Consider the following 24,512-nt stretch of genomic DNA (forward strand, 5'->3'; position numbering starts at 1 on the left):
CAAGGTCATAGACCTTAAGGGACAGTCCCGTTTTTTGTAAGATTAAATATAGTCCATAATAAGTCCAGCCGTTTCTTCTATCGCTTTGTTCGTCACATTGATAATGACGCAGCCTAATTGCTTCATTAACGCTTGCCCGTATTCCAGCTCTTCTATGATACGCTGAAATGTTGCATATTGAGACCCCGTAGGAAGTCCAAGCACTTTCAACCGCTCCGTACGGATATTAAGAATATGCTCAGCATCCATCGTAAGTCCAATGATGCGGCGGCTTGGAATTTTGAATAGCTCCATAGGTGGGTTGACCTCTGGCATGATGGGCAAGTTCGCGGATTTTATGCCTTTATGCGCCAAATAGATACTTAACGGCGTTTTTGATGTACGGGATACGCCAATCAGAACGACCTGGGCTTGCAGCATGCCGCGGGCATCCCGACCGTCATCATATTTGACCGCAAACTCCATCGCTTCTATTCTCCGAAAGTAATCCTCATTCATTTCATGGAGCAAGCCCGGTTGTCGTTTAGGCGTATTTCCATACGTGTCCACGAACGCCTGAAGCATTGGACCCATAATGTCCACTGCGCGAATTTGAAATCGTGTAGCTTCTGCTTTCATCATTTCCCGCAGTTCAGGCTGGACTAGCGTATAAGCGATAAAACCACCTTTTTCTGCCGTTTCCTTAACAACTTGCCGAACCTCATTTACGCTTCGAATATTGCTGAACCGCCTGACCGTAACTTGCTCTGGGTTAAATTGACGAATGGTCGCCTGAGCAACCGCCTCGGCGGTTTCGCCAATTGAATCAGAGCAAATGACTAAATATTGCTGCTCATTGTGCATCATTGTTTTCCGAATTTCAGCTTGGCTTGAGCCGCAGCTATTCTTGCCAGAGGCACCCGGTAAGGGGAACAGCTGACGTAATCTAATCCCGCGTTGTGGCAGAAAAAGATCGATTCCTTATCCCCGCCATGCTCCCCGCAAATGCCTGTTTTGAGATGCGGTTTAAGCGATCGGCCTTTCTGAACAGCCCATTCGACTAAGAGGCCAACCCCTTCGGTGTCCAGCACCTGAAATGGATTTACGGGTAATATCTCATGGTCAACATAGTAACTGAGAAACTTGCCCTCCGCATCGTCCCGACTATAGCCGAAGGTCATTTGTGTCAGATCATTTGTACCAAAAGAGAAAAAGTCAGCATGCTCGGCAATTTTGTCTGCGGTTAAAGCCGCTCTAGGCACCTCAATCATCGTCCCTATTTTATAGGATATATGTTCATTATCTGGGCCTAGTACCGTTTTAGCGGCACCTTCAACGAGCGATCGCATCACTTTCAGCTCGTTCGCATGCCCCACAAGGGGAATCATAATTTCAGGTAAAACTTGAATGCCTCTATTTTTACAATTCAGTACAGCATGGAATATCGCAATGGCTTGCATTTCGTAAATCTCGGGGAAAAGAATGCCTAAACGACAGCCTCGTTGTCCAAGCATCGGGTTCATCTCTTGCAGATTGCGCACCTTGCGTATAAGAGCATCCAATGCTTGCTTTTCGCTGACATGCTCGTGAACATTTGCAGCTAGGAGTATTTGCTGCTGTCTCACGACCAGCTCCTCCAAATGCGGTAAAAATTCGTGTAAAGGAGGGTCGAGCAGCCTTATTGTTACAGGAAAACCATCCATCGCGGTAAATATACCTTCGAAATCGCTTTGCTGCATCGGGAGAAGCAGATCGAGTGCTCGTTGCCGCTCCTCCTTCGTATCCGCCAGGATCATGGCTTGAACGACAGGCAAGCGCTCCGCGGACATGAACATATGCTCCGTTCTGCATAGACCGATGCCTTCTGCGCCGAATGCTCTTGCTTTCTCCGCATCCTCCGGTGTGTCGGCATTCGTTCGAACAGCCAAATCGCGCACTTCATCCGCCCATTCGAGCAGTTCCTCCAGCTCGACGCTAATTTCTGGTTCTTTGAGCGTCACTCCGCCCAAAATTACGCGTCCAGTGGAACCGTCCAGCGTAATCCAATCGCCTTCACGTACCGTGATTTCACCGGCAGTGAATAACGCCGCATCTTTATCGATGCGAACTTCTTCGCAGCCGCATACACATGGCTTCCCCATTCCCCGAGCCACAACGGCGGCGTGGCTTGTCATCCCCCCACGGCTTGTTAACACGCCTTCGGCAGCGATTACACCGTGAATATCTTCCGGACTTGTCTCTGCGCTGACAAGCACAACCCTTCTGCCTTCGCGCACCCATTCCTCTGCTTTGTCAGCATCAAAAACAACTTGCCCCGTAGCTGCTCCCGGCGATGCTGGCAGTCCCGTTGCCAGCACATCCAGCTTAGCATCCTCATCAATCGCTCGGTGAAGCAATTTATCCAAATGCTCCACCTCTATTCGAGCGAGCGCCTCCTCCCGCTTCAGTATGCCTTCCTTGGCAAAATGAACAGCTAGCTTTACCGCTGCTTGTGCAGTTCTTTTCCCATTCCGTGTCTGCAAAATGAACAGTGAGCCGTTCTCCACCGTAAATTCAATATCCTGCATATCCTTATAATGAGCTTCCAGCTTAGCGGCTGTTTCTACAAGTTGTTTAAATACTGCTGGCATTTCCTGCTCCAGCTTGGCAATCGGCAGAGGTGTTCGCACGCCAGCAACAACGTCCTCACCTTGGGCGTTGATCAAGTACTCCCCGTAGAGCATCTTGGCGCCCGTTGAAGGATTTCGGGTAAACAATACGCCTGTTCCGCAATTATCCCCCATATTGCCGAATACCATCGATTGAATATTTACTGCTGTTCCTTGATAATCTGGAATGTTATATGCTTTCCGATAGACGATTGCCCGGTGATTGTTCCACGAACGAAATACGGCTTCGACGGCTAGCTCAAGCTGGGTGTAAACATTTTGCGGAAACATTTTGCGTGATTTTGCTTCTATTAACTGTTTATAGGAAACAATCAATTCCATCCAAGCTTCTGCCGGCAAATCCTTATCATCTTCTATAGATCTGCTTAGCTTCAATTGATGCAGCAGTGATTCAAAATATAAACCTTCAATATCAAATACGACGTTACCGAACATTTGGATGAGTCTTCTATAACAATCATAAGCGAAACGCGGGTTTCCCGTTTGGCGAGCAAGCGCCTCTACCGTAACATCGTTAAGCCCTAGGTTAAGAATAGTGTCCATCATTCCAGGCATTGAATTAACCGAGCCCGAGCGGACTGATACCAGCAGTGGATTCTCATCCCCGCCGAATGATTGTCCTTTCAGCTTTTCCACTAACATTAAAGCATTCCGAATTTCCACGAATAGACCTTCCGGCAAAAGCTGCCCTCCAGCATAATAAGCTCTGCAAGCCTCCGTTGTAACTGTGAACCCAGGAGGAACTGGAAGTCCGGCATTCGTCATTTCTGCTAAATTCGCACCTTTTCCACCGAGCAGATGCTTCATCCCTGCGTTGCCTTCATGAAAGAACAGCACTCTATTGCTCGTCATCACTCGTGCCTCCTTGTTTTCTCCCGGAATTGTAATTCGTGCAATTGGCTTGACCGCACTCCAAGTAATAGACCGTTACTTTTTCAGTATCCAAGGTATCAATGACTGAATCGCAATGCTTACAGAGTATCACTCCCATTTTCACCTTGCAGCGGTTTGTTTCCATCCCTCTACACCTCCGATAGAATGTGGATTGCATGCCAATTGCGCCAAATCCATTACTCTGCAGGAATAAGCCCACTCATTGTCATACCATGCCAATACCTTTAATTGGTCTCCGCTCACCATAAGAGATGAACCATCAATAATAGCTGAAAACTCATTTCCAATGTAATCCGATGAAACAAGCGGTATATCGACTACATCAAGATAAGATTTTAAGTTCGTCGCAGCGGAAAATACAAAAGCTTGTTTTACTTCCTCATATGAAGTCTTTTTGGCTAAACGAATAGTCAAATCAACTAACGATACATTAGGAGTCGGAACACGTACCGAGATACCTTGAACGAGCGGAGCTAAGTGCGGCAGTACATCAGTAAGCGCTTTACCTACTCCCGTTGAAGTGGGGATAATGGATTGTGCACATGCGCGCGCACGTCTAAGATCTTTGTGAGGATTGTCCATATGATTCTGATCACTGGTGTAGGAATGTATCGTAGTCATCCATGCCTGCTTTATGCCGTAAGCTTGATCTAACACATCTAGTACTGGAGCAACGCAGTTTGTCGTACAAGAGGCTGCGGAGATAATGCGATGTCGATTCGAATCGAATCGATGCTCATTAACCCCCATCACAACCGTAAGATCGGCTCCCTTGCAAGGAGCAGTAATCAGTACCGTCTCGGCACCTGCCGCAATATGTTTTGATGCACCTTCACGATCTGTAAACTTACCCGTCGCATCAATTGCCATCGTTACGCCCAGCTCCTTCCAAGGAAGCCGCGACGGATCTTTTTCCGTAAAATATTTAATCTTATTATTGTTAATCAGGAGATCTCCATCTTGCACACATACATCTGCATCCCAGATGCCATGTACGGTGTCATATTTTAATAAATGTGCAATGGTCTCAACAGGATAGGTTGAGTTGACCGCTTTAACCCTCAGACCTTTCATTTTTTTGGAAAAAGCTCTGCGTATAAGTAATCTGCCAATTCTACCCGTGCCGCTAATGCCTACTCCAACCTCCATTACCATTACCCCCTGTTATGATTTGAATCTATACAATACATAACATATAAATAATTAGTGTGCAATATATAATTATATAAGACGCATAAATCGTATATTATTTACTTAAATTTTATATATGCGTCATATACTGGAGTGAGTATGAATGTTAAGACGATTTACGCCAGCCACTTGATCGACTCGTTTTGTTGATTGTACACCATTTTGAATAATATTGACACCATGTCATAATTATAATATAGTTATCTAAACAATAGTAGAATTTACTCAAGAAGAGGTGACATAATTGAAAGCGATTACGCAGGATTATTCGTTAGAGTACGCCAAACAATTAGATCATATGGATAAGCTGGCACATTTGCGCGAAGAGTTTTATGTTCCTGATGGCATGATTTATTTAGACGGAAATTCGCTAGGCCTCATTTCCAAACGCGCTGAACGAACGATGCTTGAGATGCTTGAGTCATGGAAAACACAAACGATCGATGGTTGGACCCAGGGCGAGCGCCCATGGTTTTTCTTACCTGAATCCCTTTCCAAGCAGATGGCTGCTCTTGTCGGGGCAGATGCGGAGGAAGTAATTATTACAGGTTCTACATCGACGAATATTCATCAGCTTGTGTCAACCTTTTATCAACCATCAGGCAATCGCACGAAAATAATGGCAACTGATCTCGATTTTCCGACCGACATTTATGCTCTTCAAAGCCAGCTTCGCCTAAAAGGGTATGATCCCGAGACACATCTGATTCGTGTAGCCAGTCGTGATGGCCGGATGATTGAAGAAAATGATATTATCGCAGCAATGTCCGAGGAGATCTCTGTCATTCTGCTCCCTACCGTTCTATATAGAAGCGGACAATTGCTAGATATTAAACGTCTAACAGCAGAAGCACATGCTCGTGGTATTATAATTGGGTTTGATGGCTGTCATTCGGTAGGCTCTATTCCTCATTATTTCAGTGATTGGAACGTGGATTTTGCGCTGTGGTGCAATTATAAATATTTGAATGGCGGACCGGGCAGCGTTGCCTCTCTTTATGTGAACAAGAAGCATTTTGGCCGTGTTCCTGGTTTAACGGGTTGGTACAGCTCTAATAAAAGCAAGCAATTCGATATGGAGCACAATTTAACAGTCGAGCACACTGCAGGCGCTTATCAAATCGGAACGCCGCATATATTCAGCATCGCACCGCTCATTGGAGCATTGGAAATTTTTGAAATGACTTCGATCGAACAAATTCGCGAGAAGTCACTGCATATATCACGCTACATGGTTGAGTTAATTAATCATGAGCTGCCGGGTCTTGGTTATGTGCTTGCAAATCCACAAGAGGATGACCGCCGCGGCGGCCATATCAGCTTGGAGCACGATGAGGCGATTCGAATATGCAAAGCTCTGAAGCAAAATCATGTCATCCCCGACTACCGTTCTCCGAACGTCGTACGTCTTGCACCAGTTGCTCTCTACACGACCTATGCAGACGTTTGGCAAACCGTACAAATTCTCAAGAACATCATTGTAGAGAAGCAGTACGAAGCATTTGATGCCAAACGCGGCGTTGTTGCTTAATTGACTAGTTGACTAGCCGTTAACAAATATTACGCAGCCCCCTCTCCGCAAATAGTGGAACGGGGGCTTTTGAAGAAAGACGGTAGACAATTTTACGGAGTTTATTAATAGTTTTGAAGGAGTTTCAATATCCCTATAAAAACGCAACTGGTCAGCCTACTCCCCCATCCCTCCTCCTACAGGTTGTAATGAACTCCACATTTCCTGCCAAATAGCATCTACTGAGTTCGTTAGGAATTGCTAGACTACGCTCACAACTCATCCCCTACCTCGACACATTCTAACGAACTCCACACGCGCTATTTGATCAAATCAGGCTTGTTTTATTTTCTAACGAACCCCACACTCCCTATTTACCTAAGTTACCTCGCATTTGGACATACTTTTGAGCAATAACGCCTCTGGAGTTCGTTAGCGTACAAAAAACACAATTTCCTGCCCAATAGCGTCTACTGGGTTCGTTAGGAATTGCTAGACTGATCTCGCAACCTAGCTCCTACCTCGACACATCCTAACGAACTCCACAAGCGCTATTGGATCAAATTAGGCTTGTTTTATTTTCTAACGAACCCCACACTCCCTATTTACCTAAGTTACCTCGCATTTGGACATCATTTTGAGCAATAACGCCTCTGGAGTTCGTTAACATCCACAAAACACAATTTTCTACCCAATAGCGTCTACTGAGTTCGTTAGGAATTGGTAGACTAATTTCGCAGCCTAGCTCCTACCTCGACACATTCTAACGAACTCCTAAGGCGCTATTTGATCAAATTAGGCTTGTTTTATTTTCTAACAAACCCCACACTCCCTATTTACCTAAGTTACCTCGCATTTGGACATCATTTTGAGCAATAACGCCACTGGAGTTCGTTAGCGTTCAGAAAACACAATTTTCTGCCCAATAACGTCTACTGAGTTCGTTAGGAATTGGTAGACTACGCTCACAGCTCATCCCCTACCTCGACACATTCTAACTAACTCCACAGGCGCTATTTGATCAAATTAGGCTTGTTTTATTTTCTAACGAACCCCACACTTCCTATTTACCTAAGTTACCTCGCAGTTGGGCATCCTTTTGCGCATTAACACCACTGGAGTTCGTTAGCGAACAAAAAACACATTTTCCTGCCCAATAGCGTCTACTGAGTTCGTTAAGACTGAAAATGTAATGTGAGCATCCCCTCAACCAAAACAAACCAAAAATGACACCCAAACTGTTATCAGTTTGAATGTCATTTTCATTTCCAAGCCATGCTTATACGCAGCTTAAAGATACGCTTCCCAGATGAGCAAATTGTGCTTGAATTGTATCTCCCGGCTGAAAAGCAATCGCTTCCGTAATCGCTCCGCTCAGCACGATATCGCCTTTGCGCAGCCCTAAGCCGCGCTCGCCTAACTTATTAACAGCCCATGCGACCGACACAGCGGGGTCGCCCAGCACCGCGGCACCGGCGCCAGTAGCCATCACTTGATTGTTTTTCGAGAGCACAACGCCGATTTCAGGCAAATTCAACTCTCGCACGGGAACCATTTTGCTGCCAATTATAAATTTAGCCGATGAGCAATTGTCCGCTACAACATCCGCAAGCGTAAACTTGAAATCCAAATACCTGCTGTCTATTACTTCAATCGCTGCAGCAACATACTGCGTTGCACGCAGCACATCTTCACCGGTTATATTCGTTCCTTGCAAATCCTCGCCTATAAAGAAAGCAATTTCCGGCTCTGCCTTCGGATGAATCAACTGTTTGAAATCGATAGATTCCCATTCCAAAACTAGCATATCGCTAGTCAGTTCACCGTAAATCGCTTCATAGACACCCATCATTTCCTGCTTTGCTTTGCTAGTCAGCCCCAGCTTATAGCCAATCGAGCGCGTGCCAGCTTGAATCTTGCGCTGCAACAGCTGCTTTTGCACATCGTAAGCCTTCTCTATCGTTAAGTCTGGATATTGATCTGTAATTTTAATTACTTCTCTGCACTCTTTCTCGGCATCGTACAAATACGTAACGATTTCTTGTTCCATTTCTCGTGTGATCTCCATCGTTTACTTCACCCCGTTCTTATTTCTGTCCGCCAGTTCTGCGGCAACATCAACAATCATGTCTTCTTGTCCGCCGATAATGCCCCTTTGGCCAAGCTCTATTAGAATGTCCCGCGAGTCAATGCCAAATTTTTTGCTTGCGCGATCCGCATGCAGCAGGAAGCTGGAGTATACACCCGCATAACCCATCACGAGACTGCCCGTGACGATTTCTTGCGGACGCTGAAGAAGTGGACCGACGATGTGCTCAGCCAAATCCATCATTTTATACAAATCGATCCCGATATTCAGACCTAATCGATCTAACACAGCAATTAAAACCTCTGTTTGAGTATTGCCCGCTCCTGCTCCCAAGCATCGCACGCTGCCATCAATTCGAGTTGCCCCTTCTTCGATAGCCACAAGTGTATTTGCAACTGCTAAAGACAGATTATTGTGCGCATGGAAACCAATTTCAATCGACAAGGCTTGTTTTAACGCTTCAATTCGCTCACAAACCTGATGCGGCAGCAGCGCTCCAGCTGAATCCGTCACATACACAGCCTCAGCGCCATAGCTTTCCATCAATTTGGCTTGTTCCACCAGTTTCTCTACGGGAGCGGAATGCGACATCATCAGGAAACCAATCGCTTCCATGCCGAGCTCTCTAGCCATATAAAGATGCTGGGCTGACACATCTGCTTCCGTTACATGAGTTGCTACTCGTACTAGGCTTGCCCCTAGAGCTCTTGCTTGCTTCAACTCATGAACCGTCCCTATGCCTGGCAGCAGTAAAACGGCGATCTTCGCTTGTTTGCTTTCATCTACGGCTGCTTCAATCAGCTTCATTTCATCAACGAGCGAACGGCCATACTGCAAAGTTGACCCGCCTAAACCATCGCCATGGCTGACTTCAATATTGTGCATGCCCGCATCATCAAGCGCACGAACAACGCTCCGTACCTGTTCTTCTGTAAATTGGTGTGCAACCGCATGGCTGCCATCCCGCAAGGACACTTCCGTAATTTGGACCGGCTGATTACTTTTTCGGTTCACCCTTTACACCTCGCTATTCGTTTCGCTAGACTGGTTTGATAGGCGGTTTTTTGCATAATCTTCAGCTACTCGGACAGAGGCAGCCGTCATAATATCAAGATTGCCTGCGTATGGCGCGAAGTAATCTCCTGCTCCCTCTACCTCGAGAAGCACCGATACTCGATTTCCATCAAAAATAGGCTCCTGCTTCAAGCGATAGCCTGGCACGTATTCTTTTACGCGTTCAACCATGTCATAAATCGCTTTGCTTATAACAGCCTCATCCATATTTTTCACTTCGCAATAGACGGTGTCTCGCATCATAAACGGTGGATCTGCTGGATTTAAAACGATTAGCGCTTTTCCACGATCTGCACCGCCCACCTCTTCTATGCCGCGGCGTGTTGTAATCGTAAACTCATCGATGTTAGCCCGCGTGCCTGGTCCCGCGCTTTTGCTTGCGATTGTCGCTACAATCTCAGCATAAACGACGTCCGCCGCTTCATTTATAGCATGAATGATTGGGATCGTTGCTTGCCCCCCGCATGTGATCATATTGACGTTCGTCGCTTGCAGATGATTGCCCATGTTTACGACAGGGGATAGGAATGGCCCAACTGCTGCCGGTGTTAAATCAATGACCATTTTGCCCATCTTTTGCAGCACTTCATTATGTTTAACATGAGCTTTGGCGGAAGTAGCATCAAAAATAATGTCCGCAAGCTCAGGATTGTCGATAAGCCCCTGAATGCCATTCGAAAAAGTCGCATATCCGCGTCCTTTGGCCCGCTCAAGTCCTTCCGAATTCGGATCGATGCCGATTACCGCTGTAAGTGTAAGCCAATCGCTTCTTTCCAGCTTGTACATTAAATCCGTACCGATGTTGCCAGATCCTATAATAGCTGCTTTCAATTTCCCCATATGGTTTGTCCTCCTACTCGAATGCTACGGATACTGACCCGATAGAACCAAATCGTGCTTTGATGTGGTCTCCGGCCTTAACCTGAACCGCTCCTGACAAAGCACCCGGCAAAATAATTTCTCCAGCCTTCAATGAAATATCAAATTCACTAAGCTTGTTCGCAAGCCATGCTATCGCATGGGCTGGATGTCCGAGTGCTGCCGCTCCCGCTCCCGTTGCGACTTGCTCGCCATTTTTAAATAAAATCATTCCAAGATCGCGTAAATCTATATTGTCGATAGACGTTTTTTTCTTCCCGATTACAACTTTTGCCGATGAACCGTTGTCAGCTACCGTATCGATCAGCTTGATTTTCCAGTCTGCAATTCGGCTATCAATAATTTCTAATGTAGGCACAATATATTTTGTAGCTAGGAGCACATCGAGGAACGTTACATCCGGCCCCTTCAGATCCCGATCAAGGATGAAGCCGATTTCCGCTTCAATGCGCGGCGCGATCATTTCATTTGCTTTTACGATGCTTTGATCTTGCACTTCCATATCATCAAGCAAATGTCCATAATCCGGCTCATTGACTTTCAGCATCGTTTGCATTGCTTTGCTTGTTAGTCCAACTTTCTTGCCTATAATGTGACGACCTGCCTCCAGCTTTTGCTTGACGACCTGCAATTGTACGTGATAGGCATCGGTTACAGTTATTTCCGAGTAACGTTCTGTAAAAGGTGCGATAGCCACTTTTGTCGCTTCCGCTTCCAATAGTTCACTTGCTAGCGTATTGATGATTGGGTTCATATTAAATGTCCTCTCTTTCCTCCTAAAAATAAAGCGGATGGTGACGATATCGTCACCATCTTCCTTATAGCTTCATCGTGATCGATTTGGCTTCTGTATAGAAATCAAAGCTATGACGACCGCCTTCACGGCCGATTCCACTTGCTTTCGAGCCTCCAAATGGGGTGCGCAGATCGCGGAAATACCAGCAATTAATCCAAAACAATCCTGAGTTTACAGAAGCGGCCACACGATGTGCGCGGCGCAGGTCATTCGTCCAAACGACGCCAGCTAGTCCATAAATCGAGTCGTTTGCTATTCGAATCGCATCTTCTTCTGTTTTGAATGGAATGACCACAAGAACCGGTCCAAAAATCTCCTCCTGCGCAACTCGCATCTTGTTGTCTACATCATAAAGCACAGTTGGCTTATAGAAGTTGCCATTTCCAAGCCCTTCGACGCGTGCGCCTCCGCAGCCGAGCTTCGCACCCTCAGCGAGTCCTATCTCCACATAGCTGTGAACCTCTTCGAGATGTGATTTGGATACGAGTGCCCCCATATCCGTCTCTTCGTCAAGCGGCATACCTACTTTTATTTGATTAACAGCTGCAATAAATTTTTCTAAAAACGTATCGTATACGCTTTCATGAAGCAACATACGTGAACCAGCAAGACAGATTTGTCCTTGGTTACGGTAGATGGCATCGATTGAGCCTTTCACAACTTCATCCAAATCAGCATCTTCAAAAACGATATTAGCTGATTTGCCGCCCAGCTCGAGAGAAACTGGAATCAATGATTCTGCTGCATTTCGCATGACCGTCTTACCTGTACCCGACTCGCCGACGAATGAAATTCGGCGAACATAAGGATGGGAAGCCATAATTGTGCCAACCGTGCTGCCTGATCCGGCAATAATGTTCAATACGCCCGGAGGAAGCCCAGCTTCATTTGCAATTTCCCCAAGAACAAAAGCACTGAGCGGTGTGTTCGAAGCTGGTTTAACAACAACTGTATTGCCAGCTGCAAGTGCTGCCGATACCTTCCAGGTCATTTGCATGAAGGGCAAGTTCCAAGGAATAATGATGCTGGTTACGCCCGCTGGTGCATATTTGGTATAGGACATCATGCCTTGCTTTTCAAAATTTTCAGCATGATGATAGAGTGCCATTTCGGCAAAAAATCGCATATTCGATGCCGCTCTCGGTATATCAAAGCCACGGCTTTCTTTAATCGGTTTGCCGACATCAAGTGTTTCTAGTACCGCAATTTCTTGATGCCTTTGCATAATCAAATCGGACATGCGGCATAAAATTTCGGCTCTTTTCTCTACTGTCATATGGCTCCAAATGCCGCTTTCGAACGTTCTCTGCGCTACCTCGATCGCCCTGATCGTATCTGCTTCATTCGCCATTGCCACTGAGGCCAGCTTCATATTCGTTGCCGGATTAATCGTATCGAATGTAGCACTCGAAATGGAATCTACGAATGCGCCGCCGATAAATAGCTTCGCATCTTTTACAGCAGGATTTGCTATAATGTCATGATTCATCTACAGCCCTCCTACTCTTCAATTTCGAGAGTCATTTCAATTTCAATGGCTGTATTGTTTGGCAGCTGCGCCATTCCAACCGCGGATCTTCCATGCTTGCCCTTATCTCCGAAAACATCAACCAGCAAGTCAGATGCGCCATTCATTACTTTCGGCTGCTGTGTGAAATCTTCTGTGCTATTTACGAAACCTAAGATTTTGACCACACGTTTCACTTTGCTAAGCTCGCCGAGCTCCTGCTTCACGACTTTTAATAAATTAATCATCGATTGCCGTGCAGCCAGATAACCTTCCTCGACGGTTAAATCCCTGCCCAGTTTTCCATGATACTCATCTACTCCCTGACCTGCTGTGAAGAGCAGGGTCCCCGCCCTAACGCAGGTTACATAATTTCCTACCAGCGGACGTGAGGAGCCAAGCGTGATGCCAAGCTTTTGCAAGTTTTCTTCCGGTGTTGCCAGCGCTTGATTTTCCACCTAAGTCACCTTCTTATTCTGGTTTCCATTCCTTAACTTCTTCAGACATTACATGTCCGCATGATTTGCAAGTACGCACTTCTATATTTGAATTGAAGCTGTGGATCGCTCCTTTTACTTGTGTTTCAATATCGGTTAACTGTACGGTTACACGGTGCATCTCGTGGTTGCAGCTCTCGCAAAACCATACAAAATCCTCTAGCTCCCCTTTGTCGCGTTTACGCTCAATAACGATGCCAAAAGTGTCAGCCACACGATGCGGTGAATGCGGTACCATTGCCGGCAGCATGAATACTTCGCCTTCATTAACGGCAACAACCTTACGCTCGCCAGCCTCGGTAATACATTCCACATAACAAGAGCCCTTTACTTGATAGAAGAACTCATCAGACGGATCAATGTGAAAGTCTCTGCGTCTGTTCGGTCCGCCAAGCACCATGGCAATAAACTCAGAATCTTCCCATATTACCTTGTTATTAACGGGTGGTTTGAGCTGCTCCTTGTTATCTTCAATCCATTTCAAAAGATTAAAAGCGGTTAATGATTTAGCAGTTGCCATAATAAACCCTCACCTTCAAATCGATATTTTTTGGATAAAAGCTGATCTTGTTTTCACTATAAGATAATGTCGACATCATGTCAATATTAATATTGACGATATGTCAGTTTTATTTGAAAGCGCATTAAAAAAGGGAAAAGACCGCGTCGCCATTCGGCACTACTGCGGTCTTTTCCCTATTAAATCCACTTAAATATTAGTAACAACAATCGCCTTATCATCCTGATTCCAAACGGCTTTACTTCCGGTTGCTAGTTCAATAAAGGAGATCGGAATATACGTTGTACCGCCTACCATGACTGAAGAAGCAGCCATCGGTTTCTTCACTCCATTCACCGTTGCTTCCTTCTGCCCAATCTGCAGTTGAATGGTAACGCCGTCTTTTGTCCCCGTTACCGTCTTGGAAGCACCATTCCATTTCACTTCATAACCTAATTTCTCAAAAATAGTACGCAATGGAACGAGCGTTGCACCATCTTTGCTAAACGGCTGTGCCGCCAAAGGAAGTGCCGCCTCACCGTTAAGCTGCAGACTCGCCTTAGGCAGTCCGCTAACAGGATCACCAAGAAGCGGCGAAGAAAGGACATACATCCCATGGCCAGAGAACACCCAAATTAAATGGCGATCCCATTCTACAAAGGTGCCATGCACAGGATCAGATTGATCGCTCATATATTTTTTACCTTCATCGTCAGTCAATTCGCCTGACATTTTCGGTACAAAATAAGCTGCAATCGTTGGTTTTAACGGATCTTTAAGATCAAACATTTGAATGCCTGCATTGTAGAATGCATAAGGCATATATTGTTGGCTTGGTGTACCTGGCTGAATTTCAGCATAGCCGGTACGCTTCGGTCCGAAGCTGCCTCGACGCTGGCAATAGTCCGTAAACGGCGCATCTGCCGGCGGTGTTGGACGAGGCATAATCGTTGCTATTTTCGGATTAAGCGGATCTTTAACATCAATCGCATAAATTTCTTTATACGGCTCGTGGCAATCCTCGCTGAGAGGATAACCGCTGTAATAAACCATGCCTGTCGTCTCTACTTTACTGACGTCGATATTATCGCCCTCAGTTCCTGCAAAGCTCATCGGCATTTCAAGATGCGATACCGTCTTCATATTGTTCGGATCAGAAATATCTACAATGTAGAAGCCTAATCCCCCCATCGCTGCATAACCGTATTTTCCGCCTTCTTCTACTGTTTTGGGAATAAACAACGGCATTCGCGATCCCATCCAGCTTGTTTTATTACCTGCTCGCGGATTTAGATTATATTGTGCTTCTTCGCCGGTGCGTTGTCCAGGTACTGACCAAATCGATAGCTGCTTTGGTTTTGTTGGGTCAGAGATGTCATAGACAAGCTGTGCACCTGAATAAAGATAGGTTTTATATTCTGTGTTCGCGTAGCTGTCGTCTGGAGCACCTGCAACAAATAAATATTTATCGCCGGAATAGACTGGGATGTCTTGGCAGCCAGATCCTTGCTGCGGCTTATCTTTGGAGTAAGTACTTGAATCAAGCGGCGTCTCGGAAAGAATTTTCCAATCCGTCCAGTTCGGGCCGTTCACCTCATAAATTCGGAAGCCGCGCAGCATTTCAAAGTCGCGAATTGCCTTTACTTCGTCTGGATTCGTGTACTTATTCGTTATTTTGCCGTAGCGCGGAACCTCATAGCACTGAACAGCTAAATTTTTATCTAATTCCTCGTTGTACTTCACGTTAAATGGGCCAAATTGATGTTCACCCGCTTGTTTATCGATCCATTTTGTCGTAATAAGTTCGGCCTTTAGCGGGTCCGTTATATCAAACAAATTGTATTGATTGGTCTCATAGTCATACAAATAGCGACGTCCATCCAAATCAAAGGATGTTTGCCAGCTGTGTCCGTACCCCGCTACGAATGGATAAAAGGCTTCAACCTTCATGTTTTTAATATATTGATTCAAGTCTAGATAAGGCAAGCTGCCGTTGAACGGCTGTGGTCCTTCATTTTCCGGCATGACCGTCGGATGAGTAAACACGCCAGTCTCTACATTGTAACCCCAGCTGCCTTCTGCTGGTTCGGCAGGCTCACCCGGCAATCGCTTATGCGTTTCGTCTACTGGATACGGTTGCCCGGCATCAGGTGCATTCACGTTGACGCCTGTGCGCTCCGCAACATAGGTGCCTGAATTGGATTCTGCCTTCACGGCAGTTGTATCTGAGGATGCAAAGATAGGTAAAGACGGAAAGATGAGCGTACTAACAACAGTTACGAGGAGAACACTACTAAAAATTCGCTGCCTGACCGCTTTTTTCATCAGTTCAAAACCTCCAGGAATAAAATATTCATTACCTTTTGGAAACGCTTGCAATTGATCTGATCGAGCAACCCTGACAAAACATTCATGCTGTTCTTAGCTCGAACGTATTCAGCCCCTTTAACAGCCTCCTTCAAAAACATCAGATGTAATTCCAGATTCAACCTAACAATATATTGAACATGACACGGTGTCAATATGATTAATTTCATTTTTTTGTCATTCTTTTATTCTGAAAAAAGGCTGCAACGACAAATAAGAGTCTGTCGAAATTACCATTCGCCAAGACTCATTTTCAGTCATCATACCCCTATCGATCACACAACATTAAATCGTTAAACGTCTTTCCAATCTGCGTGCAAGTAAAGAAAGCGTATAATTTACGATGAAGTAAAGAATAGCGACTAGCATTAAAATTGGAATAACAAACTTAACATTATAGTTATAAATAATTTGTGCACTTCGCATCATTTCTGGGAGTGTAATTACGATAGCAAGCGATGAACCTTTGAGAATAGAAGTACACTCGCTGACGATAGGCGGAATCATCCGTTTTAGCGCTTGCGGGAGAATAATATGCCATATCGTTTGGACATAGGTTAAGCCGGAAGCTCTTGCAGCCTCCACCTGTCCCTTAGAAATGGAATTTAAACCGCTGCGGACAATTTCACATAACATAGCTGACGCATAAATCGTCAAGCCCGCAACTGATGCGGTAAACACGTCCAGCTTTAAGCCAATTTCCGGCAGTGCAAAAAAGATAAAGAAAAAGACGAGCAGAAGCGGAATGTTGCGAATTAAACCTACATAGAGAGCAATGATTCTCGCAATAATAGGAATTTTGGCATATCTAATAATACCCATGATCGTACCAAATACGAAGGCTAATACAATAGAGAGAGCTGATACTTCAATCGTTACTAAAAATCCTTTAAGTAAGTAAAGAAGATTATTCGCTGAGTAAGCACCTATGAAATCCATGACAGCTCTCCTTTCTAATCGCTCGCCGATAATTTCCGTTCTAGATAGCCGATAAAGAGACTGAGCGGAAGCGTCAATATTAAGTAGAAAATAGCTACAAAAATGTATACATCAAATACAATAAACGTATCCGATGAAATAATGTCCCCGTAGTACATAAGATCCTTGCCAGATATCGACCCCAAAATAGCAGATCCCATCACCAAATTTAGAAATTGATTGCCAAGAGGCGGGATAACAACTTTAATCGCCTGCGGCAAAATAATATGTCGCATCGTTTGAATGTAAGTAAGTCCTGATGCCCGCCCCGCCTCAACCTGCCCATGAGGTACTGCTTGAATTCCTGCCCTAATTGCTTCTGCAATATAGGCACCCGAATATACGGCTAATCCAAGCGTTCCGCTTACAAAGGCATTTAATTGGATCCCTACCGCCGGTAAACCAAAATAGAAGAAAAAGATTTGAATGAGCAAGGGCGTATTTTGAATAAATTCAATATACATCGTTGCCAAGCCTTTAACGGGCTTCACGGGAGAAATCTTCATGACGGCAACGATCGTTCCAATCACTAAACTTAATAGCAGCGCGAGCAGACTGACCTGAAGCGTTGTTAGAAAACCAGCCCAAAATTGTTCCCTGTATTCAAGTAAAATTGAAAAATCCAACATCTAACTCAGTCCTCTCCGCTTCTAGATGTCTAAGGAGATAAAGGGACGAATGAACGCATTCGTCCCCTCCTGCCATTATTCTGGTTTTTGTTTTAACCATTTTTCATATATTTTGTCGTACTCACCGGTTTCTTTTAATTTTTTAAGCGAAGCATTAACCTTATCCAGCATTTCTTTATCGCCTTTTCTAACTGCGATTCCCCATGGCTGATCTTCAATAACACCGCCAACTAGTTTATATCCCGGGTTTTCCAAGGCAAGTCCCATTAAAATAGCATTGTCAGTCGTTAGCACATCGCCTTTGCCCGTGCTAAGCGCCGTAAACGCTTCGCCAAGGTTCTCATATTCAGATACGACTGCTTCCGGTGATTTCTCTTCAATTACTTTGCCGTCTCTCGTTCCTTTAACAGCGATAACCTTCTTGCCTTTTAAATCTGCAATGCTTGTAATCGTTGAATTCTCAGGCACGAGCAATGATTGCCCTGCGCTGAAATACGGATCAGAGAAATCCACTTCCTGCTTTCTCTCTTCTGTAATTGTCATCGTGCGAACAATCAGATCAATGTCGCCATTTTTCAGCATCGGTATTCTTGTTTTACCATTCACTTCAACATATTCAATATTATCTTCTGAGCCCGTGATGTCTTTTACGATAGCTGCTGCAATATCGAGGTCAAAACCTTTGGTTTTGTTATCTCCCGTGTCAACATAACCAAATGGAAAAGCATCTGCGCCAATTCCGACGGCAATTTTTTTCTGATCCTTGCCTGATGCCGGTTCTGCTTTACCTCCACACCCAGCCAGACTAACAGCAAGCAACACCGATGCAACCGTTATACTTAGATTCTTCTGCCATTTCTTCATACGTAAATCCCCCTTATTCCCTTTTATTAATGAACCAGAATTCGACTAAGAAACAATCTCGTTCTGTCTTCACTTGGACTGGAAAAGAAATGTTCAGGTTTTCCTTCTTCAACGATCTGACCTTGATCCATGAATATAACGCGATCGGCTACTTCACGTGCGAAGCCCATTTCATGCGTAACCACAACCATAGTCATGCCTTCACGTGTTAGCGCTTTCATGACGTCTAAAACTTCACCAACCATTTCAGGATCTAATGCAGAGGTTGGTTCGTCAAAAAGCATGACTTTCGGCTTCATTGCGAGTCCCCTTGCAATAGCCACCCTTTGCTGCTGACCACCTGATAGTTTGGAGGGGAAAACATTTGCTTTCTCCGTTATCCCAACCTTATCAAGGTAATACATAGCCAGCTTCTCAGCCTCATTCTTTGGCATGCCTCGTACTTTGATAGGAGCAAGCGTAATGTTCTCGATCACTGATTTATGTGGATATAGATTAAAATGCTGAAACACCATTCCAATCTCTTGCCGCATGACATTAATATTCGTGTGCTTGTCATTCACTTTATGGCCGTTCACAACAAGTTCTCCAGAAGTAACATTCTCCAATCGGTTAATGCAGCGCAGAAGCGTGCTTTTGCCAGATCCTGATGGACCAATGATGACAACCACTTCTCCTTCTTTGATGTTTAGATCAATATCTTTCAGGACGTGGTTCGAGCCATAATGTTTATTTATTTTGCGAAATTGAATCACGCGGTGAACCTCCGATACGAAAGAATTTTGCAGCATTTCCGCCAAATAAAGCGGTCTTTTCTTCTTCGGTTAAGTTGAGGCTTTGTTCGATGACCTGCCCTGGAGGAACTTCCCTTAGCAAAAAGGGGTAATCAGAGCCCATCATAATTTGTTCATGACCAAATCTATCTATCATGAATTTGAGGTTAAGAGGATCGAATACTAAAGAATCATAAAACATTTTTTTGGCATAATAGCTGGGCGGATACGTTGTTAAACGAAGCTGAGGCCAAACGTTCCACCCTTGATCAAGCCTTGGCAGAATATAGGGAAACGATCCTCCGCCGTGAGCAAAACAAACCTGCAAATCTGGGAATCTCTCCATCAGGCCGCTCCAAACAAAAGTAGCTGCTGCTAGAGCCGTTTCACTTGGCATGCCTATCGTATACATGAAATTATGCCTTGGCGTTCTATCTTTTCCGAGTGTCTCCCATGGATGAATGAACAAGGGGACCTTCCATTCTTCAGCCATTTGGAAAAATGCAATAAAGGAAGGATCGTCTAAATTTTTACCATTTATGTTGGAGCCGATTTCAATTCCATTTAAATGAAGCTCATGCATGCAGCGATCCATTTCACGTATAGCGGCATCAGCGTCCTGCATCGGGACGGTACCGAGACCGGCAAAACGGTTTCTATGCTGCGCGACCGTTTCAGCTATAAAGTCATTCTGAATGCGTGACATCTCTATTGCTTCATCTAATGGTGCCCAATAAGAAAAGGTAACCGGAATTGGGGACAAAACCTGCATATCAACGTTTTCCCTATCCATATCCTCTATTCTTTTTTTGGGGCTCCATACTTGATCCGTTACTTCACGAAATGATTTGCCGGCTACCATAATCGTAGCACCGCAAGTACATGTTCGATTTAATATCGGCCATCGATCTCCCCCGTATTTCTGATAAAAATCGGGAAGCTGCTCAGGTATAATATGCGTATGCGTATCGATTCGCAAGATTTGAAACCTCCTTATAAAAGGGATATCATTCTAAGTAGAAAAGCATGAGCTGGGAATAAAGATGACGAGATGTCAGTTTTTTTGAAAAAAAACACCATCGAATCCCAAATGAGGTATACTATTTAAATAAACCGCTTACAAATTGTGCATCCTTTGTAAACTTTCAGCTTGGATATCTATCATATTATGATGATTATGACATCATGTCAATAAGAATTATACAAATTTGATTTTGAATGATACCCGATGAACCGCCATTCTTTTTTATATTTACAATAGGGATGTCATTCGACTAGAATGTATAGTACTCTACAGCCAATATTCTCTTGAAAGGTTGAGATCCTATATGGAAAACGAAATAAAAGATATCGACGGTCGACACCTTAGATCGCAGCAAACGAGGCAAAAGCTTTTAAAAGCAGCCAGAACCGTTTATTTAAAAGAAGGCTTCCAGAACAGTACAATAAATCAAATTATTAAATTGGCAAAAACCGGTTATGGTACAGCCTATACCCATTTTACCGGAAAAGATGATTTTCTAATCGTATTGATGGAAGACGTCATGCAGCAGTTTTTTGATATCGCGAATATCTCCTTCCAACCGACATCCAAAGAAGAGGCTAAAAAGGTCATTATGAGTCAAGTACTCACCTTCTTCCAAATAGCCGAATCAGAACGAGACATGATGAAAGTATTTGCTGAAGCTATGGGACTCTCATCCGCGGTAAATACAAAATGGGAAGAAATACGACACAAGCTTATTCAAAGTATAACGACTGACATCACCTACTCTCAGAAGCATGGTTTAGCTCGAACAGACTTAAAAGCAGAGCTCGTTGCATGCCAATGGTTCTATTCGAATGAAATGTATCAATGGGATATTGTTCATAACAGACACCAATATTCTCTCGAAGAAATTGCGAATACCATCACAACTATGTATACCGACGCTCTTTACTTATAAGGGCTCGGTATGCCTTTTTGGCATTCTCGCACAATAATATTGACACTTTGTCATATTTATTTTATATTGATGCTGCGTCAACTTGTTTGCACAAAATTGGTTGAAGGGATGGAAAAGCAGATGATTATCGGGGTTCCAAAAGAAATCAAAAACAATGAAAACCGTGTCGGAATTGCACCAGCCGGAGTAACGGCCTTCTTGAACAATGGTCATGAGGTTTGGATAGAAGCGCAAGCAGGAGCAGGCAGCGGATTCTCGGATGATGACTACTTAGCCGCAGGAGCTAAAATTGTGTCCACTGCTCAGGAAGTCTGGTCTGCAGAAATGGTTATTAAAGTGAAAGAGCCGCTTGCAGAAGAATACGTTTATTTTCGTGAAGGCTTATTATTATATACCTATCTTCACCTTGCTCCAGAAGCAGAGTTAACGAAAGCTTTGGTCGATCGCAAGGTCGTTGCCATCGCCTATGAAACAATTCAATTCGATAATGGGGCTTTGCCGCTGCTCATGCCGATGAGTGAAGTTGCCGGACGGATGTCGATCCAGATCGGTGCCCAATTCCTTGAGAAGCCGCATGGCGGAAAAGGTGTTTTATTAGGCGGCGTGCCTGGGGTAGCACCTGGTGAGGTAGTCATTATCGGCGGCGGAATCGTTGGTACAAATGCGATTAAGATCGCTGTCGGATTCGGTGCTTCTGTTACCGTACTCGATGTAAGTCCAGATCGGCTTCGGCAGCTTGACGATATGTTTGGCGGGCGTATTCGAACGCTAATGTCCAATAGCTATAACATCGCAGAAGCGGTGAAAAAGGCTGATCTTTTAATCGGTGCTGTTCTTATTCCAGGAGCTAGGGCTCCTCGCTTGGTTACGGAGGAAATGGTTAAAACGATGCAGCCGGGGTCTGTCATCGTCGACGTTGCCATCGATCAAGGCGGTTCTATTGAAACGGTGGATCGTATTACTACTCACAGCAATCCTACCTATGAAAAACATGGTGTCATCCACTATTCCGTTGCGAACATGCCTGGTGCCGTCGCTCGAACTTCGACGATTGCTTTAACTAATGTAACGATTCCTTATGGCGTACAAATTGCCAACAAAGGCTATAAGCAGGCTGCTCTAGACAACAAAGCCATAGCTAGAGGAATTAATATTGCTGAGGGCAATGTAACCTATAAAGCGGTTGCCGATGCACACGGATACGATTACATTGACATCTCCGACTATTTGAATACCCCTTCTAAGCAAGTTGCCGTGTAAGGGAGAATCATTAGATATGCCAATCGTAACGATTCAGATGATGGAAGGAAGATCAACCGAACAAATAAAGTCTCTTATTGCCAGCGTAACAGAAACCATTGCAGCAGAATTGAACTCTCCAAAGGAGCGAATTCGCGTTTTAGTTACAGAAATCCCCTCCACCCATTGGGGAATTGCCGGTGTTCCAGCAGCAGAAATTATCGCTCCGCCTAAACATACGTAGTGACTTCCACCCGCATAAATTCAGCCACTTTATTGGACGGTGAGATCGGTACCGCCAATGATGGTGGCTATTTGTTTTGATAACTGTGGCTTAGAAAAGGGGTTTATCTAACGATGAAACAAATCAGCAATTCTAAACAAATGAAACTATCTTTTTTTGGAAAAAACCTGCTTCTCTCCGGTTTGAACATCGTCTTGATTGCGCTTATCCTCATTACAGCCAGCTATTTTATCCAAGAACGAGTTTTAGTCAAAACTTTAAATCAACAGGCAGAAGGTTTTGCAGCGCTTGCTGCAAGTGAATTCGAATTAACCGAAGTTAAAGAAGCTTTCCAAAATCATGACGTAAACAGTCCGCTCCACAAAAAACTTATTGGGAAAATAGCTCATTTTCAAAAAACGAACAACAGTGTATCCCAATCCTATCTATACTCTGTTGATATCGCACAAGGAAAAACGCCGATCCTGCTAGCCGTCCCGCAAGACTTTATTGACTCCGGCTACACGCCGGGCACCGCTTATGAGCAATCCCCCGTTATGCTGAAGGTCATGAAAAAGCTGCTCGAAAGCAAAAAAGCAGCAACAACAGACATTTACACCAACAGTTATGGACAATGGATAACCGTCGTTCATCCCATCATGGATGAGCAGAACAATGTCATTGCAGCATTTGCGATTGATCTTCATGCGGATATCGTCTCCGAAGGAAAAAAAGAGCTGCTCCTATGGACGGTATCCGTTCTGATAGCAGCGCTTCTCGTCATTTTGTTTATCCAAATTGTTGTACTGCGCAAATTGCTTTCACCTATTAAAGAGTTGAACGGTGCTTTTCGTAAAGTTAGCGAGGGTCAGCTTGATGTGAGCCTGCCTACAAATCGTCTGGATGAATTAGGCTTATTGAATGCCCGTTTCAATGAAATGATATTAAGCTTACGAGACATGATTAGTGGTGTGCAGCAAAATGCCCATCAAGCAACGATTCAAGCGAATGAACTAGCAACGAATGCAGAGCAAAATTCGAAGTCGCTTAGTGAGGTTTCACACCGCATTCGCCAGGTTGCTGCTGGCGCAGAAACGCAGGAACAGGTAGCCTTCGAAAGCTCTCGTGCAATGGAGGAAATGGCAGCAGGCATACAGCGTGTAGCCGAATCCGCAGCTAGTATGGCGGTTGCCTCTGAGGATATGTCTGAGGAAGCCTCACAAGGCAATCTCTATATTACAAAAGTTATCCATCAGATGGATGGCATTCATCAATCCGTTCAACACTCGTCCGCTTCCATCAACTCGCTAAGCGATCGCTCTAACGAAATTGTGCAAATTGTCGAGGTCATTGCTGGAATTGCATCACAGACCAACTTATTGGCACTGAATGCCGCCATTGAAGCAGCCAGAGCCGGCGAACAGGGGAAAGGATTTGCAGTTGTCGCAAGCGAAGTTAGGAAGCTTGCTGATCAATCCCATCAGGCTGCCACTCAAATTGGCGTATTAATACTTGAGATTCAACGAGAAATAACGCAGGCGGTACATGCTATGGATGAAGGAACGAAGGAAGTAACACAAGGCATGTTAATCGCGGAGGAGACGGGAGACAAATTTCAAACCATATATGCGGCCACGCACAATGTTGCTCAGCTGATTCAAGAGGTTTCAGCCATATCTGAGCAAATGTCAGCGGGCTCTGAAGAAGTCGCATCCTCTGTTCAAGAGCTCTCAACTATAGCTGAAAGCTCTTCAAAGGCTGCTATTGACGTCGCTAATGCATCGGATGCACAGCTCGATTCTACGAAGGAAATTAGCGCTTCCGCTGTATCACTTAATGAAATGTCCAAGCAGCTGCAAACATTAATTAGCAAATTCAAACTATAAAATAAAAAAATGCGTCGGCAGAT

At 44.6% G+C, this 24,512-nt stretch carries 22 protein-coding genes; 5 read left to right on the top strand and 17 right to left on the bottom strand.

Annotation, left to right across the window (positions count from 1 at the left end; translation table 11 throughout):
* Nucleotides 1–42 precede the first annotated feature (42 nt).
* The 4 genes from AC0VYE_RS23175 to gap are packed head-to-tail and all read right to left on the bottom strand — an operon-like array spanning nt 43 to nt 4,691.
* Nucleotides 43–843, bottom strand: coding sequence for a pyruvate, water dikinase regulatory protein (locus tag AC0VYE_RS23175; RefSeq protein ID WP_475449700.1), 801 nt, complete (start codon nt 841–843; stop codon nt 43–45).
* Complete coding sequence (ppdK, locus tag AC0VYE_RS23180; protein ID WP_475443007.1) at nt 843–3,500, bottom strand: pyruvate, phosphate dikinase; 2,658 nt, start codon at nt 3,498–3,500, stop codon at nt 843–845. Before ppdK ends, AC0VYE_RS23175 begins: the two co-directional genes overlap by 1 nt.
* Entirely contained in the window at nt 3,487–3,699 is a 213-nt protein-coding gene (locus AC0VYE_RS23185) for a GapA-binding peptide SR1P (protein ID WP_475443008.1), read from the bottom strand. Before AC0VYE_RS23185 ends, ppdK begins: the two co-directional genes overlap by 14 nt.
* Entirely contained in the window at nt 3,642–4,691 is a 1,050-nt protein-coding gene (gap, locus tag AC0VYE_RS23190; RefSeq protein WP_475443009.1) for a type I glyceraldehyde-3-phosphate dehydrogenase, read from the bottom strand. The genes AC0VYE_RS23185 and gap overlap by 58 nt, the downstream gene beginning before the upstream one ends.
* 286 nt (nt 4,692–4,977) lie before the next feature.
* Here gap and kynU point away from each other — a divergent pair, with 286 nt between their 5' ends.
* Nucleotides 4,978–6,264 carry a kynureninase gene (gene kynU / locus AC0VYE_RS23195; protein ID WP_475443010.1) on the top strand — a complete coding sequence of 429 codons (1,287 nt, stop codon included), beginning with the start codon at nt 4,978–4,980 and terminating at the stop codon, nt 6,262–6,264.
* Nucleotides 6,265–7,522: 1,258 nt separating this feature from the next.
* On the opposite strand, the gene AC0VYE_RS23200 is transcribed toward kynU, so the two are convergent.
* The 13 genes from AC0VYE_RS23200 to AC0VYE_RS23260 form a co-directional block, all read right to left on the bottom strand.
* Nucleotides 7,523–8,311: a 2-keto-4-pentenoate hydratase gene (locus tag AC0VYE_RS23200; RefSeq protein WP_475443011.1), complete on the bottom strand. Its 789-nt coding sequence runs from the start codon at nt 8,309–8,311 to the stop codon at nt 7,523–7,525.
* A 3-nt stretch (nt 8,312–8,314) separates the two neighbouring features.
* On the bottom strand, nt 8,315–9,346 hold the full coding sequence (gene dmpG, locus AC0VYE_RS23205; RefSeq protein ID WP_475443012.1) for a 4-hydroxy-2-oxovalerate aldolase: 1,032 nt from the start codon (nt 9,344–9,346) through the stop codon (nt 8,315–8,317).
* Nucleotides 9,347–9,349: 3 nt separating this feature from the next.
* Nucleotides 9,350–10,246: an acetaldehyde dehydrogenase (acetylating) gene (locus tag AC0VYE_RS23210; protein WP_475443014.1), complete on the bottom strand. Its 897-nt coding sequence runs from the start codon at nt 10,244–10,246 to the stop codon at nt 9,350–9,352.
* Between the two features lie 13 nt (nt 10,247–10,259).
* The gene (locus AC0VYE_RS23215) at nt 10,260–11,039 is read right to left on the bottom strand and encodes a 2-keto-4-pentenoate hydratase (protein ID WP_475443015.1); all 780 of its coding nucleotides are present in this window, start codon (nt 11,037–11,039) and stop codon (nt 10,260–10,262) included.
* A 64-nt stretch (nt 11,040–11,103) separates the two neighbouring features.
* Nucleotides 11,104–12,570 carry an aldehyde dehydrogenase gene (locus AC0VYE_RS23220; protein ID WP_475443016.1) on the bottom strand — a complete coding sequence of 489 codons (1,467 nt, stop codon included), beginning with the start codon at nt 12,568–12,570 and terminating at the stop codon, nt 11,104–11,106.
* A gap of 11 nt (nt 12,571–12,581) precedes the next feature.
* Complete coding sequence (locus AC0VYE_RS23225; RefSeq protein ID WP_475443017.1) at nt 12,582–13,046, bottom strand: RidA family protein; 465 nt, start codon at nt 13,044–13,046, stop codon at nt 12,582–12,584.
* Between the two features lie 13 nt (nt 13,047–13,059).
* The gene (locus tag AC0VYE_RS23230) at nt 13,060–13,605 is read right to left on the bottom strand and encodes a 3-hydroxyanthranilate 3,4-dioxygenase (protein ID WP_339203835.1); all 546 of its coding nucleotides are present in this window, start codon (nt 13,603–13,605) and stop codon (nt 13,060–13,062) included.
* Nucleotides 13,606–13,794: 189 nt separating this feature from the next.
* A complete protein-coding gene (locus AC0VYE_RS23235; RefSeq protein ID WP_475443018.1) occupies nt 13,795–15,909 on the bottom strand; it encodes a stalk domain-containing protein in 2,115 nt (704 codons plus the stop codon).
* 327 nt (nt 15,910–16,236) lie between these two features.
* Nucleotides 16,237–16,890, bottom strand: a complete 654-nt coding sequence (locus tag AC0VYE_RS23240; RefSeq protein ID WP_441961877.1) for an amino acid ABC transporter permease — start codon at nt 16,888–16,890, stop codon at nt 16,237–16,239.
* 14 nt (nt 16,891–16,904) lie between these two features.
* The gene (locus tag AC0VYE_RS23245; RefSeq protein WP_441880947.1) at nt 16,905–17,558 is read right to left on the bottom strand and encodes an amino acid ABC transporter permease; all 654 of its coding nucleotides are present in this window, start codon (nt 17,556–17,558) and stop codon (nt 16,905–16,907) included.
* Nucleotides 17,559–17,633: 75 nt separating this feature from the next.
* Nucleotides 17,634–18,422, bottom strand: a complete 789-nt coding sequence (locus AC0VYE_RS23250) for a transporter substrate-binding domain-containing protein (protein ID WP_475443019.1) — start codon at nt 18,420–18,422, stop codon at nt 17,634–17,636.
* 26 nt (nt 18,423–18,448) lie between these two features.
* Nucleotides 18,449–19,177, bottom strand: coding sequence for an amino acid ABC transporter ATP-binding protein (locus tag AC0VYE_RS23255; protein ID WP_441961881.1), 729 nt, complete (start codon nt 19,175–19,177; stop codon nt 18,449–18,451).
* Complete coding sequence (locus AC0VYE_RS23260; protein ID WP_475443020.1) at nt 19,152–20,174, bottom strand: amidohydrolase family protein; 1,023 nt, start codon at nt 20,172–20,174, stop codon at nt 19,152–19,154. Before AC0VYE_RS23260 ends, AC0VYE_RS23255 begins: the two co-directional genes overlap by 26 nt.
* A 349-nt stretch (nt 20,175–20,523) precedes the next feature.
* Here AC0VYE_RS23260 and AC0VYE_RS23265 point away from each other — a divergent pair, with 349 nt between their 5' ends.
* The 4 genes from AC0VYE_RS23265 (at nt 20,524) to AC0VYE_RS23280 (ending at nt 24,489) form a co-directional block, all read left to right on the top strand.
* Nucleotides 20,524–21,141 carry a TetR/AcrR family transcriptional regulator gene (locus AC0VYE_RS23265; protein WP_475443021.1) on the top strand — a complete coding sequence of 206 codons (618 nt, stop codon included), beginning with the start codon at nt 20,524–20,526 and terminating at the stop codon, nt 21,139–21,141.
* A gap of 120 nt (nt 21,142–21,261) precedes the next feature.
* On the top strand, nt 21,262–22,401 hold the full coding sequence (gene ald / locus AC0VYE_RS23270; RefSeq protein ID WP_475443022.1) for an alanine dehydrogenase: 1,140 nt from the start codon (nt 21,262–21,264) through the stop codon (nt 22,399–22,401).
* A 16-nt stretch (nt 22,402–22,417) separates the two neighbouring features.
* Nucleotides 22,418–22,624, top strand: a complete 207-nt coding sequence (locus AC0VYE_RS23275; protein ID WP_339203843.1) for a 4-oxalocrotonate tautomerase — start codon at nt 22,418–22,420, stop codon at nt 22,622–22,624.
* A 113-nt stretch (nt 22,625–22,737) separates the two neighbouring features.
* A complete protein-coding gene (locus AC0VYE_RS23280) occupies nt 22,738–24,489 on the top strand; it encodes a methyl-accepting chemotaxis protein (RefSeq protein ID WP_475443023.1) in 1,752 nt (583 codons plus the stop codon).
* Nucleotides 24,490–24,512 lie beyond the last annotated feature (23 nt).

It is taken from the genome of Pristimantibacillus sp. Z349TD_6 (genome assembly GCF_056173205.1).